Here is a 17,923-nt window from a genome sequence, read left to right on the forward strand (position 1 = left end):
ACCGTTTGTTTACAGATTATTACATGCCGGCAAATTGCTTGGCAAAGTCTACAATTTGTTTGAGGGCATTCACGTCTTTGTCTTTCAGGCAGAGGTCGATTTCGCTGACTTCCCCTTCCGAACTCATAGACATATAAGATACTTTGTTTGCCAATTCCAGATAGGTCTTCACTTCTTTACCACCGAAACCTGCCAACATTTTAACAACCGGAAGTTCAATTATTGCTTCGGCGTTGATAGCAAGGAAAACAGTTTTCCCCTTCATATCCGATGCGTAAGGAGCTTCCTTGATAGACTTGTCTGCTGCCTTACCTACGTTTTTGTAGAGTAATTCATCGTTGGTTGCATACATTTGTTTGTCTTTGATTCCGAAGAATACATTCATACCTCTTGTTTTGTAGACATACTCGTCTTTGCCAAGTACCAGAATGTCTTCTCCTCTTTTCAAGCCCAGAGATTGCTTGTTCTTATAGATAGCTTCGAGTGCATTTCCGTTCTTTACATCTGCGTATAGCATAAATGTCGGAGCGCTGTTCATGGTTACGTTAATCAGCCCGGCAGAAATATCGCCGTTGAACGAACTGAACAGTTCTTTCACTTCATCTGCTTTAGCGATAGATATCGTGTTACGGAATTCCTTGTTTTCGCTTAACAGGCTATAAAGTCCTTCTCCTTTTACGCCTACATTGAAGAACATCAGTGTAGAAGCAGGGAAGTATTTGACAAAAGTGCCATTGGCTTTTCCAAATGACTCCATTTGCTTTTTTAACAGTGCTTTTACAGCTTCGTTTTCTGTATAGTTTTCACTCTTGAGGGCAATCTTTCCTTTTTCAAAATTCAATCCGCCTACGATAGTAATATCTTCCGGTTTCACTTCAGTAGGTAAGCCCATGCTCATCTGACTGCGGTAGGTTGCAGGGATAGCTGTCAGAGAAGCAAAGAAGTTAATGTCACTTTTCTGTTTTTCCATTTTTTGGAAAGCGCCGGATTTCACGATACTATTGTCTGCTGTCTGTTTCATCAGGGCAGTGATGCCTTCTTTGGCTTTATCTGTTTGTGAAGTGCCGTTTACAGTGACAATTATTACAGTAGAGCTGTTGAAAGCAAGCAGACTACCGTTCATTGTTGTGAAGCTGTAACCATCGGCTTCGCTGACCGGCTGGCAGATTTGTTCTTTAGCCATCACATCCAGTGAAGCATGCAGGTTATCCTCGTTGCTCACTTTACCTACGACGGCAGGATATGGGAAAGAAGATGAAGAGAATGCATAGAACGGGGATTCTACATCAATACCCGATTCACCGGGATTCTTCATCACTTTTTCCAATTGTTGGAAAGTAGCAGCATTCATTCCGCTTTTCAGCGCTTCCAATACTTTTTGTTTGGCAGCTTCATTCTCTTTATCATCCAGTCCTGCTTTGGCGGCAAGAGACTTGAGGTTGATAGAAGCGACTACCGAGGCATCAGCCGGTATCACGTTAGTGTACTCTGATGTCTTGGAACATGCAGCCAGGAAAACAATCAGTACTGCCAGTACCGAGAGTCGTGAAATCATTTTCTTTGCCATACTTATGTTATTTAAAAGTTGTATAATCATTGATTCTGACGGTTTCTACAGTTATTGGTTTTGCAGATTCAGCGTGTGGCAGGCTACCAATGCCGCTGTTTCTGTACGAAGCCGTGACTTGCCCAGGCTGATGGGAACAAATCCCTGCCCGATGGCTTTCTTCACTTCCTCTTCACTGAAGTCTCCTTCGGGGCCTATCAGTACGAGTGCGTCTTCTCCGGGTTTCAGGATATTCTTCAACATCGGTTTCTCGCCTTCATAACAATGGGCGATGAACTTTTGTCCCTTGAAATCCCGGGTGATAAACTTATCGAAATCTGTCATTTCATTCAGCTTGGGCAACCGGACTTTGAGTGATTGCTTGATTGCCGAAATGAGAATTTTCTCGATTCGTTCGGTCTTGATGACTTTGCGTTCCGAGAAACGGCAGTTGAGGAAAGTTAATTCGTCAAACCCTATTTCGGTGGCTTTCTCTGCAAACCATTCGTTACGATCCATATTCTTGGTCGGTGCCATGGCGATATGGAGATGACAGGGCCAAAGCGGTTCCTGAAATATCGTTTCCTTGATGGACACCTGGCAACGTTTGTTGGTTGCAGCCGTAATTTCTGCTTTATAGAAATTTCCCTTGCCGTCGGTGAGGGTGATTTCATCTCCGATACTTAACCGTAGGACACGGGTGCAATGCTGCGCCTCCTCTTCGGGAAGTTCCTTGCTCTTTTGTATATCGGGAGTATAAAATACGTGCATAATAATAGTTACTGATTTTTATTTCTTGAATTGATTTGATCCCGTATCTGTGCGGCCAGTTCGTAGTTCTCATCTTTGATAGCCTGCTGCAATGCCTCTTCGAGAGAGATGGAAGTAGGAGCGGAAGAACTGTGTTCTTCTTCGGATGCTTCGTCATCATCTGTTTCTTCGGAGCGATTTCTTTCTTCGGCAGACATCCTCAGGCATTCCTGTTCAAGGATAGATTCATAAATTAGAATTGGGCAGTCTGCACGCACTGCCAGGGCTACTGCATCCGAGGTGCGTGCGTCGATACGTATGATTTCCTCTTCTTTTTTAAGGTAAATATAGGAGTAAAAAATACCATCTTTAGCTTTGTAGATTAACACACGTATCAGGCTCGCTCCCAATACAGTGAGACTTGTGGTGAACAGATCGTGTGTCAATGGGCGGGGTGTCTTGATTCCTTTCAGATACAAAGCGGTTGCTTGGGCTTCCGCCGGTCCGATGATGATCGGCAATTGCCGTTCACCGTCCACTTCGCCTAATAGCATAGCAAATGCGCCTACTTGCGCCTGGCTGTTTGTGATATTTATAACTTGTAATTCTACCTTTTTGTCCATTGTTTTTCTTACTTAATTTGTTTGACCCTCTCGCTGGTGCTTGTACTTAAATACCAAGGCAAACAGAATACCTATGACGAGTGCATACGCTGCGAATATCAGCCATATGTCTGTCCATTCACGACTTATCAGTTTACCGTCGGCATATACGGAGTATGCATCTACTACAGCACCGCTGGCATATCCGCCGATGATTGCTCCCAATCCGTTGGTCATCATGAAGAATAACCCCTGCGCACTGGCGCGAGTGGACGAACTGGTTTCCTGTTCAACAAACAACGAACCGGAAATGTTGAAGAAATCAAAGGCCATGCCGTAAACGATCATGGAAAGGATAAGCATCCACAGTCCGCTGCCCGGGTCTCCGAAGCCGAACAAAGCAAAGCGGAATACCCATGCGAACATACTGATTAACATTACTTGCTTGATACCGAAATGTCTCAAAAAGAAAGGTATGGCGAGAATGAACAGTGTTTCGGACATTTGTGAAATGGATAACAGGATTACGGAATGTTTCACCCCAAAGGATTCTGCAAATTCCGGAATACTGGCAAAGCTACCCAAAAAGAGATCGCCGTACGTATTAGTAATCTGTAACGCTGCCCCCAAAAGCATAGAGAAAAGGAAGAAAATAGCCATTTTCTTTCTCTTGAACAGCACCAATGCATCCAATCCGAAAGCGGAAAGCAAGGATTTGTTTTCCGACTTAGTAGGCCGGCAAGCCGGGAGGGTGAAAGAATAGAATCCGAGTAGTAATGCAGATGCGGCACCTACATAAAGCTGCGCACTCGAATTTTTGAATCCGGTAAGATCTACCGCCCACATGGCACAGATGAAACCGATTGTTCCCCATACACGGATAGGCGGGAAATCTTTGATAAGGTCGCACTTATATTGTTCCAGGGAATTGTATGATACAGTGTTGGCTAGTGATAAAGTTGGCATATATACCAACAGGTTGAGCAGCATAGCCCAGTACATTTGATCGTAAGTGGTTGCTGTAGAAGCATAAAAGAGACAAGCTGCTCCCGCAATATGGCAAAGTCCGTATAAACGTTCCGCATTAAACCATTTATCGGCAATAATACCGATAATACCGGGCATCACCAATGAAGCGATACCCATAGTGGCAAAAATGGCTCCGATCTGCCCACCTTCGAAGTGGAGTTCTCTACCCATATAACCACCTAGAGATATTAACCATGACCCCCATACAAAGAATTGCAGGAAGTTCATAATAATCAAACGAACTTTTATACTCATGACTTTTTTAATTTGTGTTTCTCTTTTATTGATAATAGATGCAAATATAATATTTTCATTGAATAGGTGGACAAGTAATTCGATAAAAAGGGGATAAAAAAGGGATAAATGCGAAGAAACGGAGAGATTTGCAGTCGAAAAAGTGAGAGGTGGGGGTATAAAAAAAGAAGGCTATCTATCCCAGACAGCCAATCTTTGTTAACCTTAAATCTAATACCATGAAAAACACAGTGCAAAGATAAGAGGTTTTATGTTATACAACATAATGTTTTGCTATAAATCTTTTGTTTGTTAACTCTAATTAACTTTGATGCTTCCGGTTTTCTGTTAATGCATCCCTGTCTAACCACGGCAAAATGCTCTTTTATCCGAATGGAAACCCGGCTCCAGCGCCTCGCTGGTCGCTGGTCACTGGTTGCTGAGGCTATTCTACGTAAAGAACAAGACCTTTTAGGTATTCACCTTCGGGATGGTAGATGTTTACCGGGTGGTCGGCGGGTTGAGTTAATTGGTGTAGGATGCGTACGCTGCGTCCTGACATGGCGGCTGCGGTAAATACAGCAGTGCGGAAATTATCCTTGCTTACTACTTGTGAGCAAGAGAAAGTGAACAGGATGCCGCCCGGCTTGATTTTCTCGAATGCTTTGGCATTCAATTTCCTATATCCTTGCAATGCATTTCGCAACGCATCTTTATGTTTTGCGAAGGCAGGCGGGTCGAGGATGATTAAGTCATACTGGTCGCCCATGCGGTCAAGATACTTGAAGGCGTCTTCGGCAAAAGCTTCGTGGCGAGGATCGCCTGGGAAGTTCAGCTCCACATTCTTATTCGTTAAATCAATAGCCTTGGCAGAACTGTCAACAGAGTGAACGAGCTTTGCACCACCGCGCATGGCATAGAATGAGAACCCGCCGGTGTAGCAGAACATATTCAATACCGAACTGTCTTTCGAATAACGTTCCAGTAAAGAGCGGTTTTCGCGCTGGTCTACAAAGAATCCCGTTTTCTGACCCTTCAGCCAGTCCACATGAAACTTCAGACCATACTCTTGTGCGATATTATCACTGCTTCCACCTTTCAGAAAACCGTTTTCGGGGAAAAGGTCAGCTTTAAAGGGAAGTGTTGTTTCTGATTTATAATAGATATTTTCAATCTTATCACCCATCACTTCGGATAAGGCTTCGGCGATTGCCATACGGTCTACGTGCATTCCTGCCGAATGTGCCTGCATGACAGCGGTCTTGGCATAAACATCAATTACCAATCCGGGGAGATTATCCCCTTCGCCATGTACAAGACGATACGTGTTGTTGGTCGGATTCGTAGCGATGCCGATGCTGCAACGCATGTCATACGCTATTTCCAGTTTACGTTTCCAAAAATCGTGGTCGATAGGTTCCTGACGGAAAGAAAGTACACGTACGGCAATACTTCCGATTTGGAAATGCCCTTCGGCGATAAATTCTTTTTTTGAGGTGTATACTTCTACTACTTCACCTTCTTCGGGTTCTCCGTCGAAACGGGAGATTGCACCGGAGAAAATCCAGGGGTGAAATCTTTTGAGAGACTCTTCTTTGCCGGGTTTGAGGTATACTTTATGCATGTTTTTAGTGATTATTTTTTTAGTGATAAGTGATTAATCATTTGGCGAAAGTCTGTTGAGGGCATTCTTCCTTTTCTTCGGGAGCTATTTCGTAATTGCCCGTTTGCTTCAGTTCCTGCAATAGGTTGTAGATGTTAAGGCAAGCCCAGGCGTCGGTAGCAGCATATTGCTTTTGTCCGTCGCTTAACACATCGGCTTCCCAATTGGACAGGCGTTGTGATTTGGAAATCTTTTCCTTGAACAGGATTGCGTAAATCTTTTGCAGGCTTTTGTCCTGAATGCCGAACTGACGTACATAATCTTGCAACTCAATGCAACTCTGCTGGTTGAAAGGCGCACGCTTGTGCAACATCATAAAGTCGTCTTTTAGTGAAAGACCAACTTTAATCACACCCGGATTTTCCAATAAGTCGACTAGTGGCTGTGTTAATCCGGTCATGTTGAGACGAAACAAAAAACAACATTCCTCGGACGAAACCTGAAGGAGTGCAACTTTATGCGATTGTCCTTTGGTGAAGGAAGGGCGCGTTTCGCTATCAATACCTATCACAGGTCTGGATTGCAGATAAGCAACTGCTTTTTCCGTTTCCGCTTCCGATTGGATAACATGGATTCGTCCCGGAAAAACAGTTTTCGGGAGTTCCTTTAATTCATCTTTATCTATGGTTCTTCTTACAATCATTTTTATTTATTCATCGTGGTGACAATGGCAACCGTCTTCGTGACAGTGGCAATCGTCATCGTGGCAATGGCAGTTGTCTTCTTCACAACAATTGTCGTCATCGCTTGGTTCGTAAAATCCTTCTTCATTGTCCCCTTCCTCTTCTTCTTCCTCCTGCTGGTTGTACTTCACGTCGTGGAGTGCGCGCAGTGTGTTTACCAGCTTCTGTCCCCATAACATTCCGAAGTTCTCCTGGCAAAGAGCCAATGAATCGTTCATCGTTTCGTTCAATCCCAGTTGGAAAACGAAGATAAAATCCTTGATATCCTGATAAATATCCGCCAAGTCTTCCGAAATGGACTTTTTGATAGGCTGGTCGCTATAAACCATATCTTGTACGAATACGTCCAGGTAATCATCTTTGTCGCCCATCATTTCCGCAAGGTTGATGCGCAGAATCTCGTAGATTTCCTCTGTTACATACGTTTCGAGTACTTCATCCCCGATAGTCTCACATTTCGGGAGCATAGATGCTTTGAGATAGAGTAGGGGAAGTATTTTCAGGGATGTATCAACGAAGTCGTTACGCTTCATGCGTTCGGCACGTTCGAGGAACGCGCAAAATTCGGCGGCTACCGTTACGAACTCAATTACATTCTTATCAAATATCGTTTGGCTTTCTTTTTCCATAATCAGCATTGATTTGAAACGCAAAGGTAAGAAAAAGGATTGAATGAGCGTAGCGCTCGTTATTTTTTTATTATTTTTGCAGCTTAGATTGTGATTCCAGTTTTATAAAAAGAATAAAAGACTCATGGCAAAGAAGAAATTAGATAAGGAGACAGAACGCACTCCCTCTTCCCCAAGTAAATTTGTTGCAATATTTAAGAACGAAACCGTTCATTTTGTCATCGGACTGATGTTGGTCATCTTTTCCGTTTATTTATTGCTGGCTTTTTCCTCGTTCTTTTTCACGGGGGCAGCCGACCAAAGTATTATCGACAGTGGAAATCCGGCTGATCTGTCGGTCGTCGATAATCATGTGAAGAACTATGCAGGCTCACGTGGAGCACAGTTGGCCAGTTATCTGATTAATGACTGTTTCGGTATCTCTTCTTTCTTTATCCTCGTCTTTTTGGCGGTGGCGGGATTGAAGCTGATGCGTGTGCGTATCGTCCGCCTGTGGAAATGGTTTATCGGATGTACCTTATTGTTGGTTTGGTTTTCCGTATTCTTCGGATTTGCTTTTATGGATCATTATCAGGATTCTTTCATCTATTTGGGCGGTATGCATGGATACAATGTCAGCCGATGGTTGATTTCGCAGGTAGGTGTGCCCGGAGTATGGATGATTCTGTTGATAACAGCCATCTGCTTCTTTATATATATCAGTGCACGCACGGTTATCTGGTTGCGCAAACTCTTCGCCTTAAGTTTCCTGAAACGTAAGAAGAAAGAAGAAGAGGAAACATCTCCGGTCGGAAATGACGATCCGGAATTTACAACTTCTCAACCGCAGGAAGTCGAATTTAATCTGAAACGGACTTATAAGCAGACGCCGCCGGCGCCTGTGATGGATATACAAGCTGAAGAACCCGAAGAAGAAGATTATCCGGTGAACCAACCGGAAGCGGAAGGGCCTTCTTCTCCATCTGATGAAAGTGAAGGAGTAACTATGGTGTTTGAGCCGACTGCTTCCAATTCAGTTCCGTCAGTACCGAAAGAAGCTGCCGAGGAAGAAGAGCCCGGCTTTCAAGTGGAGCCGGCAGCTACGGAAGAAGAATATCAGGGACCGGAAATGGAGCCTTACAATCCGACCAAGGATTTGGAAAACTACCGGTTCCCTACTATCGACCTGATGAAACATTTCGAAAATGACGACCCGACGATTGATATGGATGAGCAGAATGCGAATAAAGACCGTATCATCAATACATTGCGTAGCTTCGGAATTGAAATCAGCACGATTAAAGCGACCGTTGGTCCTACGGTAACTCTGTATGAGATTACACCGGAACAGGGTGTGCGTATCTCCAAGATTCGCGGATTGGAAGATGATATCGCATTAAGCCTTTCTGCTGACGGTATTCGTATTATTGCTCCTATACCAGGTAAAGGAACCATTGGTATTGAGGTGCCGAACAAAAATCCGAAAATCGTTTCCGGTCAAAGTGTTATCGGAAGTAAGAAATTCCAGGAATCCAAATATGATTTGCCTATTGTATTGGGTAAGACGATTACAAACGAAGTCTTTATGTTCGACCTTTGTAAAATGCCGCACGTGTTGGTGGCAGGTGCAACCGGTCAGGGTAAGTCTGTTGGGTTGAATGCGATTATTACCTCCTTATTATATAAGAAACATCCGGCTGAACTGAAGTTTGTCCTGGTTGACCCGAAGAAAGTAGAATTCAGTATCTATTCGGTAATTGAAAATCATTTCCTTGCCAAACTTCCCGACGGTGGCGAACCGATTATTACAGACGTAACCAAAGTGGTGCAAACCCTGAATTCGGTTTGTGTGGAGATGGATACCCGTTATGACCTCTTGAAGATGGCACACGTGCGTAATGTCAAGGAATATAATGAGAAATTTGTCAACCGCCGTTTGAATCCCGAAAAAGGACATAAGTTTATGCCGTATATCGTAGTCGTTATCGACGAGTTCGGTGATTTGATTATGACGGCCGGCAAAGAAGTGGAACTCCCGATTGCCCGTATTGCCCAGTTGGCGCGTGCGGTCGGCATCCATATGATTATCGCTACACAGCGTCCGACTACGAATATCATCACGGGTACGATTAAAGCCAACTTCCCGGCTCGTATCGCCTTCCGTGTATCTGCAATGATGGACTCCCGTACCATCCTTGACCGTCCGGGTGCAAACCGATTGATTGGTAAGGGAGATATGCTCTTCTTGCAGGGAGCCGATCCGGTACGTGTGCAGTGTGCCTTTATCGACACACCGGAAGTGGAGGAAATTACGAAATTTATTGCCCGTCAACAGAGTTATCCTACCCCGTTCTTCTTGCCCGAGTATGTGAGTGAAGATAGCAGCAGTGAAGTAGGGGATATTGATATGGGACGTCTTGACCCGCTGTTTGAAGACGCTGCGCGGTTGGTGGTTATTCATCAACAAGGTTCTACTTCATTGATTCAACGTAAATTTGCAATCGGATACAACCGTGCCGGTCGTATTATGGATCAATTGGAAAAGGCCGGTATCGTAGGTCCTACTCAAGGAAGCAAGGCGCGTGATGTTTTGTGTATCGACGACAATGACCTTGAAATGCGTTTGAACAATTTGCAATAACCGTACGTTTATTAATCAAATGAGAAAGTACATTTTTAGTGTTTTAATAGCTTTACTGTCATTGCCTGTGATTGCTCAACAACAGCAGTCGCAGGCTAAAGCTGTTCTTGACAGGACGGCCGAGGCATTTCGGAAAGCAGGCGGTGTGAAAGCCGATTTTACTGTAAAGGCTGTGACGAATGGTTTGACGGAAGGGTCAGAGAATGGAACTATCCAACTGAAAGGGGAAAAGTTCGTTTTGAAAACTACCGATATGGTGACCTGGTTTGATGGAAAAACTCAGTGGAGCTATGTGGTAAAGAATGATGAAGTGAATGTCAGCAATCCGACTCAAGAGGAATTGCAGCAGATTAATCCCTATACGTTCCTTTATATGTATCAGAAAGGATTCTCTTACAAACTGGGAACAACGAAAACGTTTCGGGGAAAAGCGGTTTGGGAAGTCATTCTGACGGCTAAGGATAAGAAGCAGGAATTGGAACGCGTCACTCTTTTTGTGACGAAAGATACTTATGAACCTCTGTATATTCTGCTCCAACAACGCGGCCAGCAGACACGTAATGAAATCACCGTTACGAGTTATCAGCCCCGTCAGAATTATGCGGATAGTGTTTTTACCTTTGACAGAAAGCAGTATCCAAGTGCGGAGATTATAGATTTGAGATAAAATGTTATTGAATAACAAAACAATAAAGGTATAATAAAATGGCAGAAATAGAAAAAGTTAAGTGCCTGATTATAGGCTCAGGACCTGCCGGATACACGGCAGCGATTTATGCAGGACGTGCCAACTTATGTCCGGTGCTTTATGAAGGATTACAACCCGGTGGTCAGTTGACAACGACTACGGATGTAGAGAACTTCCCCGGTTATCCGGAAGGAATCAGCGGTCCGCAGTTAATGGAAGATTTGCGTGCTCAGGCTAGTCGTTTTGGAACGGATGTACGTTTCGGTATCGCAACGGCGGCAGATCTGAGCAAGGCTCCTTATAAGATAACGATTGACGGTGAAAAAGAAATTGAAACGGAATCATTGATTATCGCTACCGGAGCTACCGCAAAGTACTTGGGGTTGGAAGATGAAAAGAAATATGCCGGAATGGGTGTAAGCGCTTGCGCTACTTGTGACGGATTCTTTTATCGTAAAAAAATCGTAGCTGTTGTCGGTGGTGGTGACACTGCTTGTGAAGAAGCGATTTATCTTGCGGGCTTGGCATCAAAAGTATATCTGATTGTTCGTAAGTCTTTCCTGCGTGCGTCGAAGATTATGCAGGAACGTGTGATGAAGCATGAGAAGATTGAAGTTCTTTTCGAACATAACGCTGTAGGTTTATATGGTGACAATGGAGTAGAAGGTGTGAACCTGGTGAAACGTTGGGGTGAATCTGACGAAGAACGTTATAGCTTGCCTATCGACGGTTTCTTCCTTGCTATTGGTCATAAACCGAATGCTGATATATTCAAAGATTATATTGATACGGACGAAGTGGGTTATATTATCACAGATGGTGATAGTCCACGTACAAAAGTGCCCGGGGTCTTTGCAGCAGGTGATGTTGCCGATCCGCATTATCGTCAGGCTATTACTGCTGCAGGAAGTGGATGTAAGGCCGCTATTGAGGCTGAACGTTATCTTTCTGCAAAAGGAGTTATCTAAAAAGAAATCATCGGATAACTTTTCCGGTTATTATTAAATAGAAGGAGAGTAGATTCTGAGAGTCTTCTCCTGCAAGAATCGCTTAAATCTTCCCTAATGAGTGTGCTTTGGCTCATGAACTTGGGGGGAGATTTAGGCGATTTTATTGTAAGTCTCTTCGCTAATCGTCTTATATGTGCTTTTGTTAACCGCAGGTCGCATACTGGGAAGTATGCGGTTAGTATCCATGCAAATTATTCTTATCCTATATTATTTTTACAAGTAAATAGAGCTTTGATGAAAAGATTGATGTGTCTAATCTCCTATTTATTAGTTTGTTTTGACTTATTATGGTTTGTTTAATCTGAATGTCTCATATTAATATTATAATTTGTATTGATAAATTATCTATGATTATCTTTGCTTCCTTCCTTGAATTTTAACATATAATTTATTGCATATTTGCTTATAGTATGTATATTTGTGGCGTTAAGCCTTGATAATAGGCGCAAGGCGAAAATTTTAATTAATTTCGAATGTGTTGTTGATGCTACTGTTGGCTGTGGTGTTCTTGGTTTTTGTGTGGTTTTGGATTATTGCATGTAAATATAATAGAATATTGTTTGTTTATAACTTTTAATTTTAAATTTATTACTTAATGAAAACAAATCTGAATCGCAAAGGTTTCTGCCTGCTTTTTAGCTTTTTGTTACTTGCAAGTGGTGGGAGTGTATATGCATCCGACTCTCATACTGTCAGTCAAGTACAAGGCAATGTAATCAGTGTTTCCGGTACTGTAAAAGATACCAAAGGAGAAGCTCTGATTGGTGTAAGTGTAGTAGTGAAAGGTTCTACTAATGGTACGGTAACTGACCTGAATGGAAAATTCTCTTTAAAAGTTTCCATGGGTGATGTTCTTGAATTCTCGTATATTGGCTATGCCAGTCAGTCTGTGACGGTAGCTAATGCTAATCCTTTAAACATTGTATTGGATGAAGACACCGAAGTACTGGAAGAAGTTGTGGTAACTGCTTTGGGTATCAAGCGTGCTGAAAAGGCGTTGACGTATAACGTTCAGCAGGTAAAAGGCGATGAACTGACCGCCGTAAAGAGTTCCAACTTCATGAGCTCATTGGCTGGTAAGGCTGCCGGTGTGCAGATTAATAACAGTTCATCCGGTCCCGGTAGTGGCGTAAAAGTAGTGATGCGTGGCGCTAAGTCTATCAGTCAGAATAACAATGCGCTGTATGTGATTGATGGTATTCCGATGTACAATGTCAATACGTCAAGTAGTGGAGATTCAATGAACTCACGTGGTAGTACGGAGTCCATTGCCGACATTAATCCGGATGATATTGAAAGTATGTCGTTATTGACCGGTCCTTCCGCTGCTGCCCTTTATGGCTACGAAGGTGCTAATGGAGTAGTGCTCATTACTACCAAAAAAGGACGTAGTGGTAAGACTAGCCTAAGCTACAGCTTGAGCGCTACATTCAGTAACCCTCTGATGATGCCCGAGTTTCAGAACAAGTATGGTAACATGACTGGTGAGTCGGACAGTTGGGGTAATCCTACGGACTATCGCTATGATCCTTCCGGATTCTTCAACACAGGAACGAATATCACTAACTCTGTAGCCCTCTCTACCGGTAATGACAAGAGTCAAAGTTATTTCTCTGTGGCTGCCACGAATGCTACGGGTATCTTGCCCAATAATGATTATGACCGCTACAACTTTACATTCCGTAATACTGCCAACTTCCTGAACGATAAGTTTATCTTAGACACCAGTGCCAACTATATCATTCAGAATGACAAGAATATGATTTCTCAGGGATCTTACATGTCTCCGTTCCCAGCTCTTTATCTGTTTCCCCGTGGTGAAAGCTTTGACGATGTCGCCACTTACGAACATTTCGATCCGTTGACAGGTGCAACAACGCAGTTCTGGCCTTATGGTCAAATGGGACTCGACCAGCAAAACCCATACTGGACAATGAACCGCATGAACCGTGAGACGGAAAGAAGACGTTATAAACTGGCTGCCAGTCTGAAATATAACATCATGGAGGGACTGAATGTGCAGGGACGTGTCAGCATTGACAATACAGAAAACATCTTTACTGAAAAATTCTATGCCGGAACATTGGCTACATTCTCCGGGGCAAAAGGGCACTATAAAGAAGATATCCGTCTCTATCGTCAAACTTATGCCGATGTGATGGCTAATTTTAATAAGACGTTCGGAGACTTTAATATCGTAGCCAACGTTGGTGCCTCTATCAAGGACACCCGTATGAAATCCAGTGTAATAACCGGAAATTTGGAACTTGTGACTAATCATTTTACGATTGAGAATCTTTCACGTACCAATAATTATAAAGTAGAAGCTGATGGTTCGAAACGACAGACACAGTCTGTTTTCGCTAATGCAGAAATCGGTTGGAGAAGCTTTCTTTATTTAAGTCTTACAGGGCGTTCGGATTGGGATTCTGCATTTGCGTTTTCCGACAGAGGGACTAAACCTTTCTTCTATCCCTCAATAGGTCTTTCCAGTATTCTGAGTGAAGTCATCAAACTGCCTGATTGGTTCACATTCTTGAAGGCTCGTGTATCTTATACTTCTGTGGGTAACTCATACGATCCGTATATGACTAAAGTACGTTATGAATACGATCCGCAGAATCATGCATATAAGGTGATGTCGCACTATCCGAACTCTGACCTGAAGCCGGAAAAAACCAATTCTTTCGAAGCAGGTTTGAATATGCGTTTCTTTGACAACTCGCTGAACTTTAACGTCACCTACTATAACTCGGACACTAAGAATCAAACATTCTATGCGCCACTTCCTGCAAGTTCCGGTTTTAAGGACGTGGCTATTCAGGCAGGTAGCGTACAAAACCAGGGTATCGAAATGACACTGGGCTATGACAATGATTGGAAAGATTTCGGCTGGAATTCTAACTTGACATTTACATACAATAAAAACAAGATCAAATCATTGGCAAATGGCGTGAAGAATCCTTATACTGGCGAGCAGATTCAGATGGACTTTGTTGAAAAGGCGCGTCTGGGTAGCGGAAATGCTCCGACATTACGCTTGGTAGAAGGTGGTTCTATGGGTGACATTTATACCAACCGCGACTTCAAGCGCGATAACAATGGTTATATCAGCCAGGATGCTAAAACAGGTCTGCCCACTATGGTTGAAACAGAACATCGTAAGATAGGTTCCGTGCTGCCTAAGGTTAATATGGGTTGGAGAAACTCATTCACATACAAAGGTTTCCGCCTGAACGTATTGTTGAGTGGACGTTTTGGTGGCAACGTAGTTTCCGGCACGCAGGCGTTCCTCGATCGTTTTGGTGTATCAGAGTATAGTGCGAAGTTACGTGATGCCGGTGGTGTAGTGATTAACGGACGAACCATTACCGCCAAGGATTATTTGGGCATTGTGGCAGCAGGTTCTGGTGAAAGCGATTTCTATGTATATGACGCTACCAACATTCGTTTGCAGGAAGTAAGTCTGGAATACACTATTTCCAGAAAGAAACTGCATAATATTGCTGACGTTACGTTGGGTTTAATTGGAAGCAACCTTGCCATGATTTACTGTAAGGCTCCGTTCGACCCCGAACAGGTGGCATCGTCTACCAGCACATTTTATACAGGTGTGGATTATTTCATGCAGCCTAGCTTAAGAAACATAGGTTTCAGTCTAAAAGTACAATTCTAAAAAAGGAAAGAATTATGAGAAAAATCAATATAATCAAGACTGTAAATGCAGTAACCTTCGCGTCATCACTGTTACTTGCTTCATGTACAGGAAACTTTGATGATTTAAACACGCATCCCACAGATGTTTATGATGACCAGATGACCGAGATAGAGAAGGTCGGTTCGGTATTTCCCGTGATGACTTATCTGCTGAATCCGCAGCAGGAAAACAATAGCCAGATGACCGAGCAGATGGTGGGTTCACAGTATGGCGGTTATTTCACATGTACCAATAAGTGGAACGGTACTAACTTCAGTTCGTTCAATCCTCAGCTTAACTGGGTAGATACTCCTTTCAAGGATCTGTTTACGGATTTCTATCCCAACTTCCTGAAAGTGAAAGACCAGACTGGAGCTTCCGGAGCAATTTATGCCTGGGCTTCCATTATTCGTGTAGGCGTGATGCTTCGCGTAGCCGACACGTATGGTCCTATCCCTTACTCACAAATGGGGCAGGGTGAATTTGCCGTAGCTTATGATGATGTGAAAACACTTTATCATAACATGATTGCCGACTTGACAAAGAGCATCGAAGTTCTCTCCGGTGTAAGCGGAACCTCAACCACATATGCAGACTATGATGTCATGTATCAGGGAGACTTCAGTAAATGGGTGAAATATGCCAACTCGTTGAAGCTACGTATGGCAGTGCGCATCGCCGGTGTGGATACGGAATATGCCAAACAAGTGATGGCTGAAGCTATTTTGGGTGGCGTGATTGAGTCCAATAGCGATAACGCTTATCTGAAGACTACCAATAACCCGTTCCGTCTGGCTTCTCAAAGTTGGGGTGACTTGACTCTTAATGCTACGATTTCCGCCTATATGAATGGCTATAATGACCCTCGTATCGGCAAATACATGACAACGTCCAAACAGAATTACTGTGGTGCACGTATGGGTAACAACAGTGATAGTTTCAAGAATAATTATGGTCAACCGGAAATTTATGGATCAGGTGCGAATTATTCAAAACCTGCATTTGAAAGCAACTCACCGATGCCTGTATTCTATGCTGCTGAAACTTATTTTCTGAAAGCCGAAGCTGCTTTGCAAGGCTGGATTTCCGGCGGAGAAGCTGCCGCTAAGGGGTATTATGAACAAGGCATCCAGACCTCTATGGAGCAATATGGTGTGAGTATAGGTAATTATCTGTCGAGTACAGACAAACCGACTGGATTCGCTGATGAGATAAATAGTGGCGATAATTATACATTTACAGAGGCCACAGCTTCCGTATCTTGGGAAGATGGAAGCAACAAACTTCAGAAAATCATTACTCAGAAGTGGATTGCCAACTATCCGATCGGTTTCGAAGCCTGGAATGACTTCCGCCGTACGGGTTATCCGGAAATGGTTCCGCCAAAGAATAATTTAAGTTCAGCCGGTTATATCGGAACAATTGATAACAAACGTATGGTGCGCCGGTTGCCTTATCCTTCTACGGAAAAGGACAGCAACTCTGCTAATGTAGAAGCGGCAATCTCTATGCTGGGTGGACCAGACAATGGTAACACAGATTTGTGGTGGGCTAAATAGAACTAATCTTTTATAATTATTTCAAGAGTATGAAAATGAAAAATATCAAAACTATAGGATTTGCATTTGTGGCTGCGCTGTCTATTGCAAGCTGTACGGATGTAGAATCTATCAATGACGTTGACTTGAACGGAACTGTCAAGACGGATGAATACTATGCCGCTTTGCGCGAGTGGAAACAGACACCGGGGTTGCCACAGGTGTTTGTATGGTTCGACAGTTGGACAGGTGTTACACCTACGGGTGAAACTAGCTTGCGTGGATTGCCCGACTCAGTAACAATTGCCTCCAACTGGGGTGGACACCCGAAATTTGACCTGACTCCGGAGAGAAGGGCCGACATGGAATATGTACAGAAAGTGAAAGGTACAAAAGTTGTGGTAACGTTGTTCTCACAGAGCATTGGTGATGACCTTCCGGATAAAGAGATTTATCATACGGCAGGTACCAGCCGGGATCCTGAAGTGGTACGCCCTGCCATCAAGGCTTACGCGGAAGACCTTTATAGAGCTTGTCTGGAATGTGGCTATGATGGTTATGACTGGGACTATGAACCCGGAGGAGGAATGGGAGCCGGTCAGCTTTGGGCTAACAAAGTACAAAGAACCGTCTTTGTAGAGGAACTTTCTTATTGGTTCGGACACGGTGCTATGGATCCTAATCGGGATCGGGGTGACCGTCCTATGCCGGAAAAACGTCTTCTTTTCTTGATTGACGGTGAAATTGGTGTTCGTACCGGTATGGATAAAGAATGGCTCTCCTACTATGTAGACTATTTTGTTCTACAGGCTTATGGCGGAATGTCTGATTGGAGAATGGAAGGAGTGTTTGACGATATGGATGACTGGATTCAACAGGGAATCATCACTCCTGATGAAATTGTTCGAAGAACCATCGTAACCGAGAACTTTGAGTCTTATGCCAGTACCGGTGGAGGTTTTCTGACTACAATGGCTAACTATATTTATAAAGGAACGTATAATGTGAAGGGAGAGACGGTTAACATCGACCAGCAAATTGGCGGTTGTGGTCTCTATCGTTGTGGATTCGATTACAATCAGGGCAAGGGAGATTATGACGGTTCTCCGGAATACTATTTCTTGCGTCGGGGCATCACTACTCTCTATAGCATCTACTATGATCGTCTGAATGGCACCGCCAATGACAGCGAGGAAAAATAATAACGGTTAAACGAATCTTATAAGCATAAAAG

General features: G+C 43.5%; 13 protein-coding genes. 6 read left to right on the forward strand and 7 right to left on the reverse strand.

From position 1 onward, the window contains the following. Positions 1-19: 19 nt before the first annotated feature. The 7 genes from HC965_RS19030 to HC965_RS19060 all read right to left on the reverse strand — a co-directional run bounded on the left by HC965_RS19030 (position 20) and on the right by HC965_RS19060 (position 7,136). On the reverse strand, positions 20-1,567 hold the full coding sequence (locus HC965_RS19030; protein ID WP_191032929.1) for a DUF4836 family protein: 1,548 nt from the start codon (positions 1,565-1,567) through the stop codon (positions 20-22). Positions 1,568-1,618: 51 nt separating this feature from the next. Beyond that, on the reverse strand, positions 1,619-2,317 hold the full coding sequence (locus HC965_RS19035) for a 16S rRNA (uracil(1498)-N(3))-methyltransferase (protein ID WP_191032930.1): 699 nt from the start codon (positions 2,315-2,317) through the stop codon (positions 1,619-1,621). Between the two features lie 8 nt (positions 2,318-2,325). Beyond that, positions 2,326-2,919 (reverse strand): bifunctional nuclease family protein, encoded by a 594-nt coding sequence (locus HC965_RS19040; protein ID WP_191032931.1) that lies wholly within the window; start codon positions 2,917-2,919, stop codon positions 2,326-2,328. Positions 2,920-2,931: 12 nt separating this feature from the next. Continuing rightward, positions 2,932-4,182 carry a nucleoside permease gene (locus HC965_RS19045; RefSeq protein WP_191032932.1) on the reverse strand — a complete coding sequence of 417 codons (1,251 nt, stop codon included), beginning with the start codon at positions 4,180-4,182 and terminating at the stop codon, positions 2,932-2,934. A gap of 424 nt (positions 4,183-4,606) precedes the next feature. Beyond that, the gene (locus tag HC965_RS19050; protein ID WP_191032933.1) at positions 4,607-5,785 is read right to left on the reverse strand and encodes a class I SAM-dependent rRNA methyltransferase; all 1,179 of its coding nucleotides are present in this window, start codon (positions 5,783-5,785) and stop codon (positions 4,607-4,609) included. 37 nt (positions 5,786-5,822) lie between these two features. After that, entirely contained in the window at positions 5,823-6,467 is a 645-nt protein-coding gene (locus HC965_RS19055; RefSeq protein ID WP_191032934.1) for a 3'-5' exonuclease, read from the reverse strand. A gap of 6 nt (positions 6,468-6,473) precedes the next feature. Next, on the reverse strand, positions 6,474-7,136 hold the full coding sequence (locus HC965_RS19060; RefSeq protein WP_191032935.1) for a DUF5063 domain-containing protein: 663 nt from the start codon (positions 7,134-7,136) through the stop codon (positions 6,474-6,476). A 124-nt stretch (positions 7,137-7,260) separates the two neighbouring features. Between HC965_RS19060 and HC965_RS19065 the strand changes: the two genes are divergently transcribed. From HC965_RS19065 to HC965_RS19090, 6 genes are all read left to right on the forward strand, one after another. Further along, complete coding sequence (locus tag HC965_RS19065) at positions 7,261-9,756, forward strand: DNA translocase FtsK (protein WP_191032936.1); 2,496 nt, start codon at positions 7,261-7,263, stop codon at positions 9,754-9,756. 19 nt (positions 9,757-9,775) lie between these two features. Then, positions 9,776-10,423, forward strand: a complete 648-nt coding sequence (locus tag HC965_RS19070) for a LolA-like putative outer membrane lipoprotein chaperone (RefSeq protein WP_191032937.1) — start codon at positions 9,776-9,778, stop codon at positions 10,421-10,423. Positions 10,424-10,461: 38 nt separating this feature from the next. After that, complete coding sequence (gene trxB, locus HC965_RS19075) at positions 10,462-11,412, forward strand: thioredoxin-disulfide reductase (RefSeq protein WP_191032938.1); 951 nt, start codon at positions 10,462-10,464, stop codon at positions 11,410-11,412. 637 nt (positions 11,413-12,049) lie between these two features. Next, the gene (locus tag HC965_RS19080; RefSeq protein WP_191032939.1) at positions 12,050-15,130 is read left to right on the forward strand and encodes a TonB-dependent receptor; all 3,081 of its coding nucleotides are present in this window, start codon (positions 12,050-12,052) and stop codon (positions 15,128-15,130) included. Between the two features lie 14 nt (positions 15,131-15,144). Next, positions 15,145-16,710: a SusD/RagB family nutrient-binding outer membrane lipoprotein gene (locus tag HC965_RS19085; RefSeq protein WP_191032940.1), complete on the forward strand. Its 1,566-nt coding sequence runs from the start codon at positions 15,145-15,147 to the stop codon at positions 16,708-16,710. Between the two features lie 35 nt (positions 16,711-16,745). Then, on the forward strand, positions 16,746-17,891 hold the full coding sequence (locus HC965_RS19090; RefSeq protein WP_223854946.1) for a glycoside hydrolase family 18: 1,146 nt from the start codon (positions 16,746-16,748) through the stop codon (positions 17,889-17,891). Positions 17,892-17,923: the final 32 nt, after the last annotated feature.

Source organism: Bacteroides sp. GM023 (assembly GCF_014750685.1).
Lineage (GTDB): Bacteria > Bacteroidota > Bacteroidia > Bacteroidales > Bacteroidaceae > Bacteroides.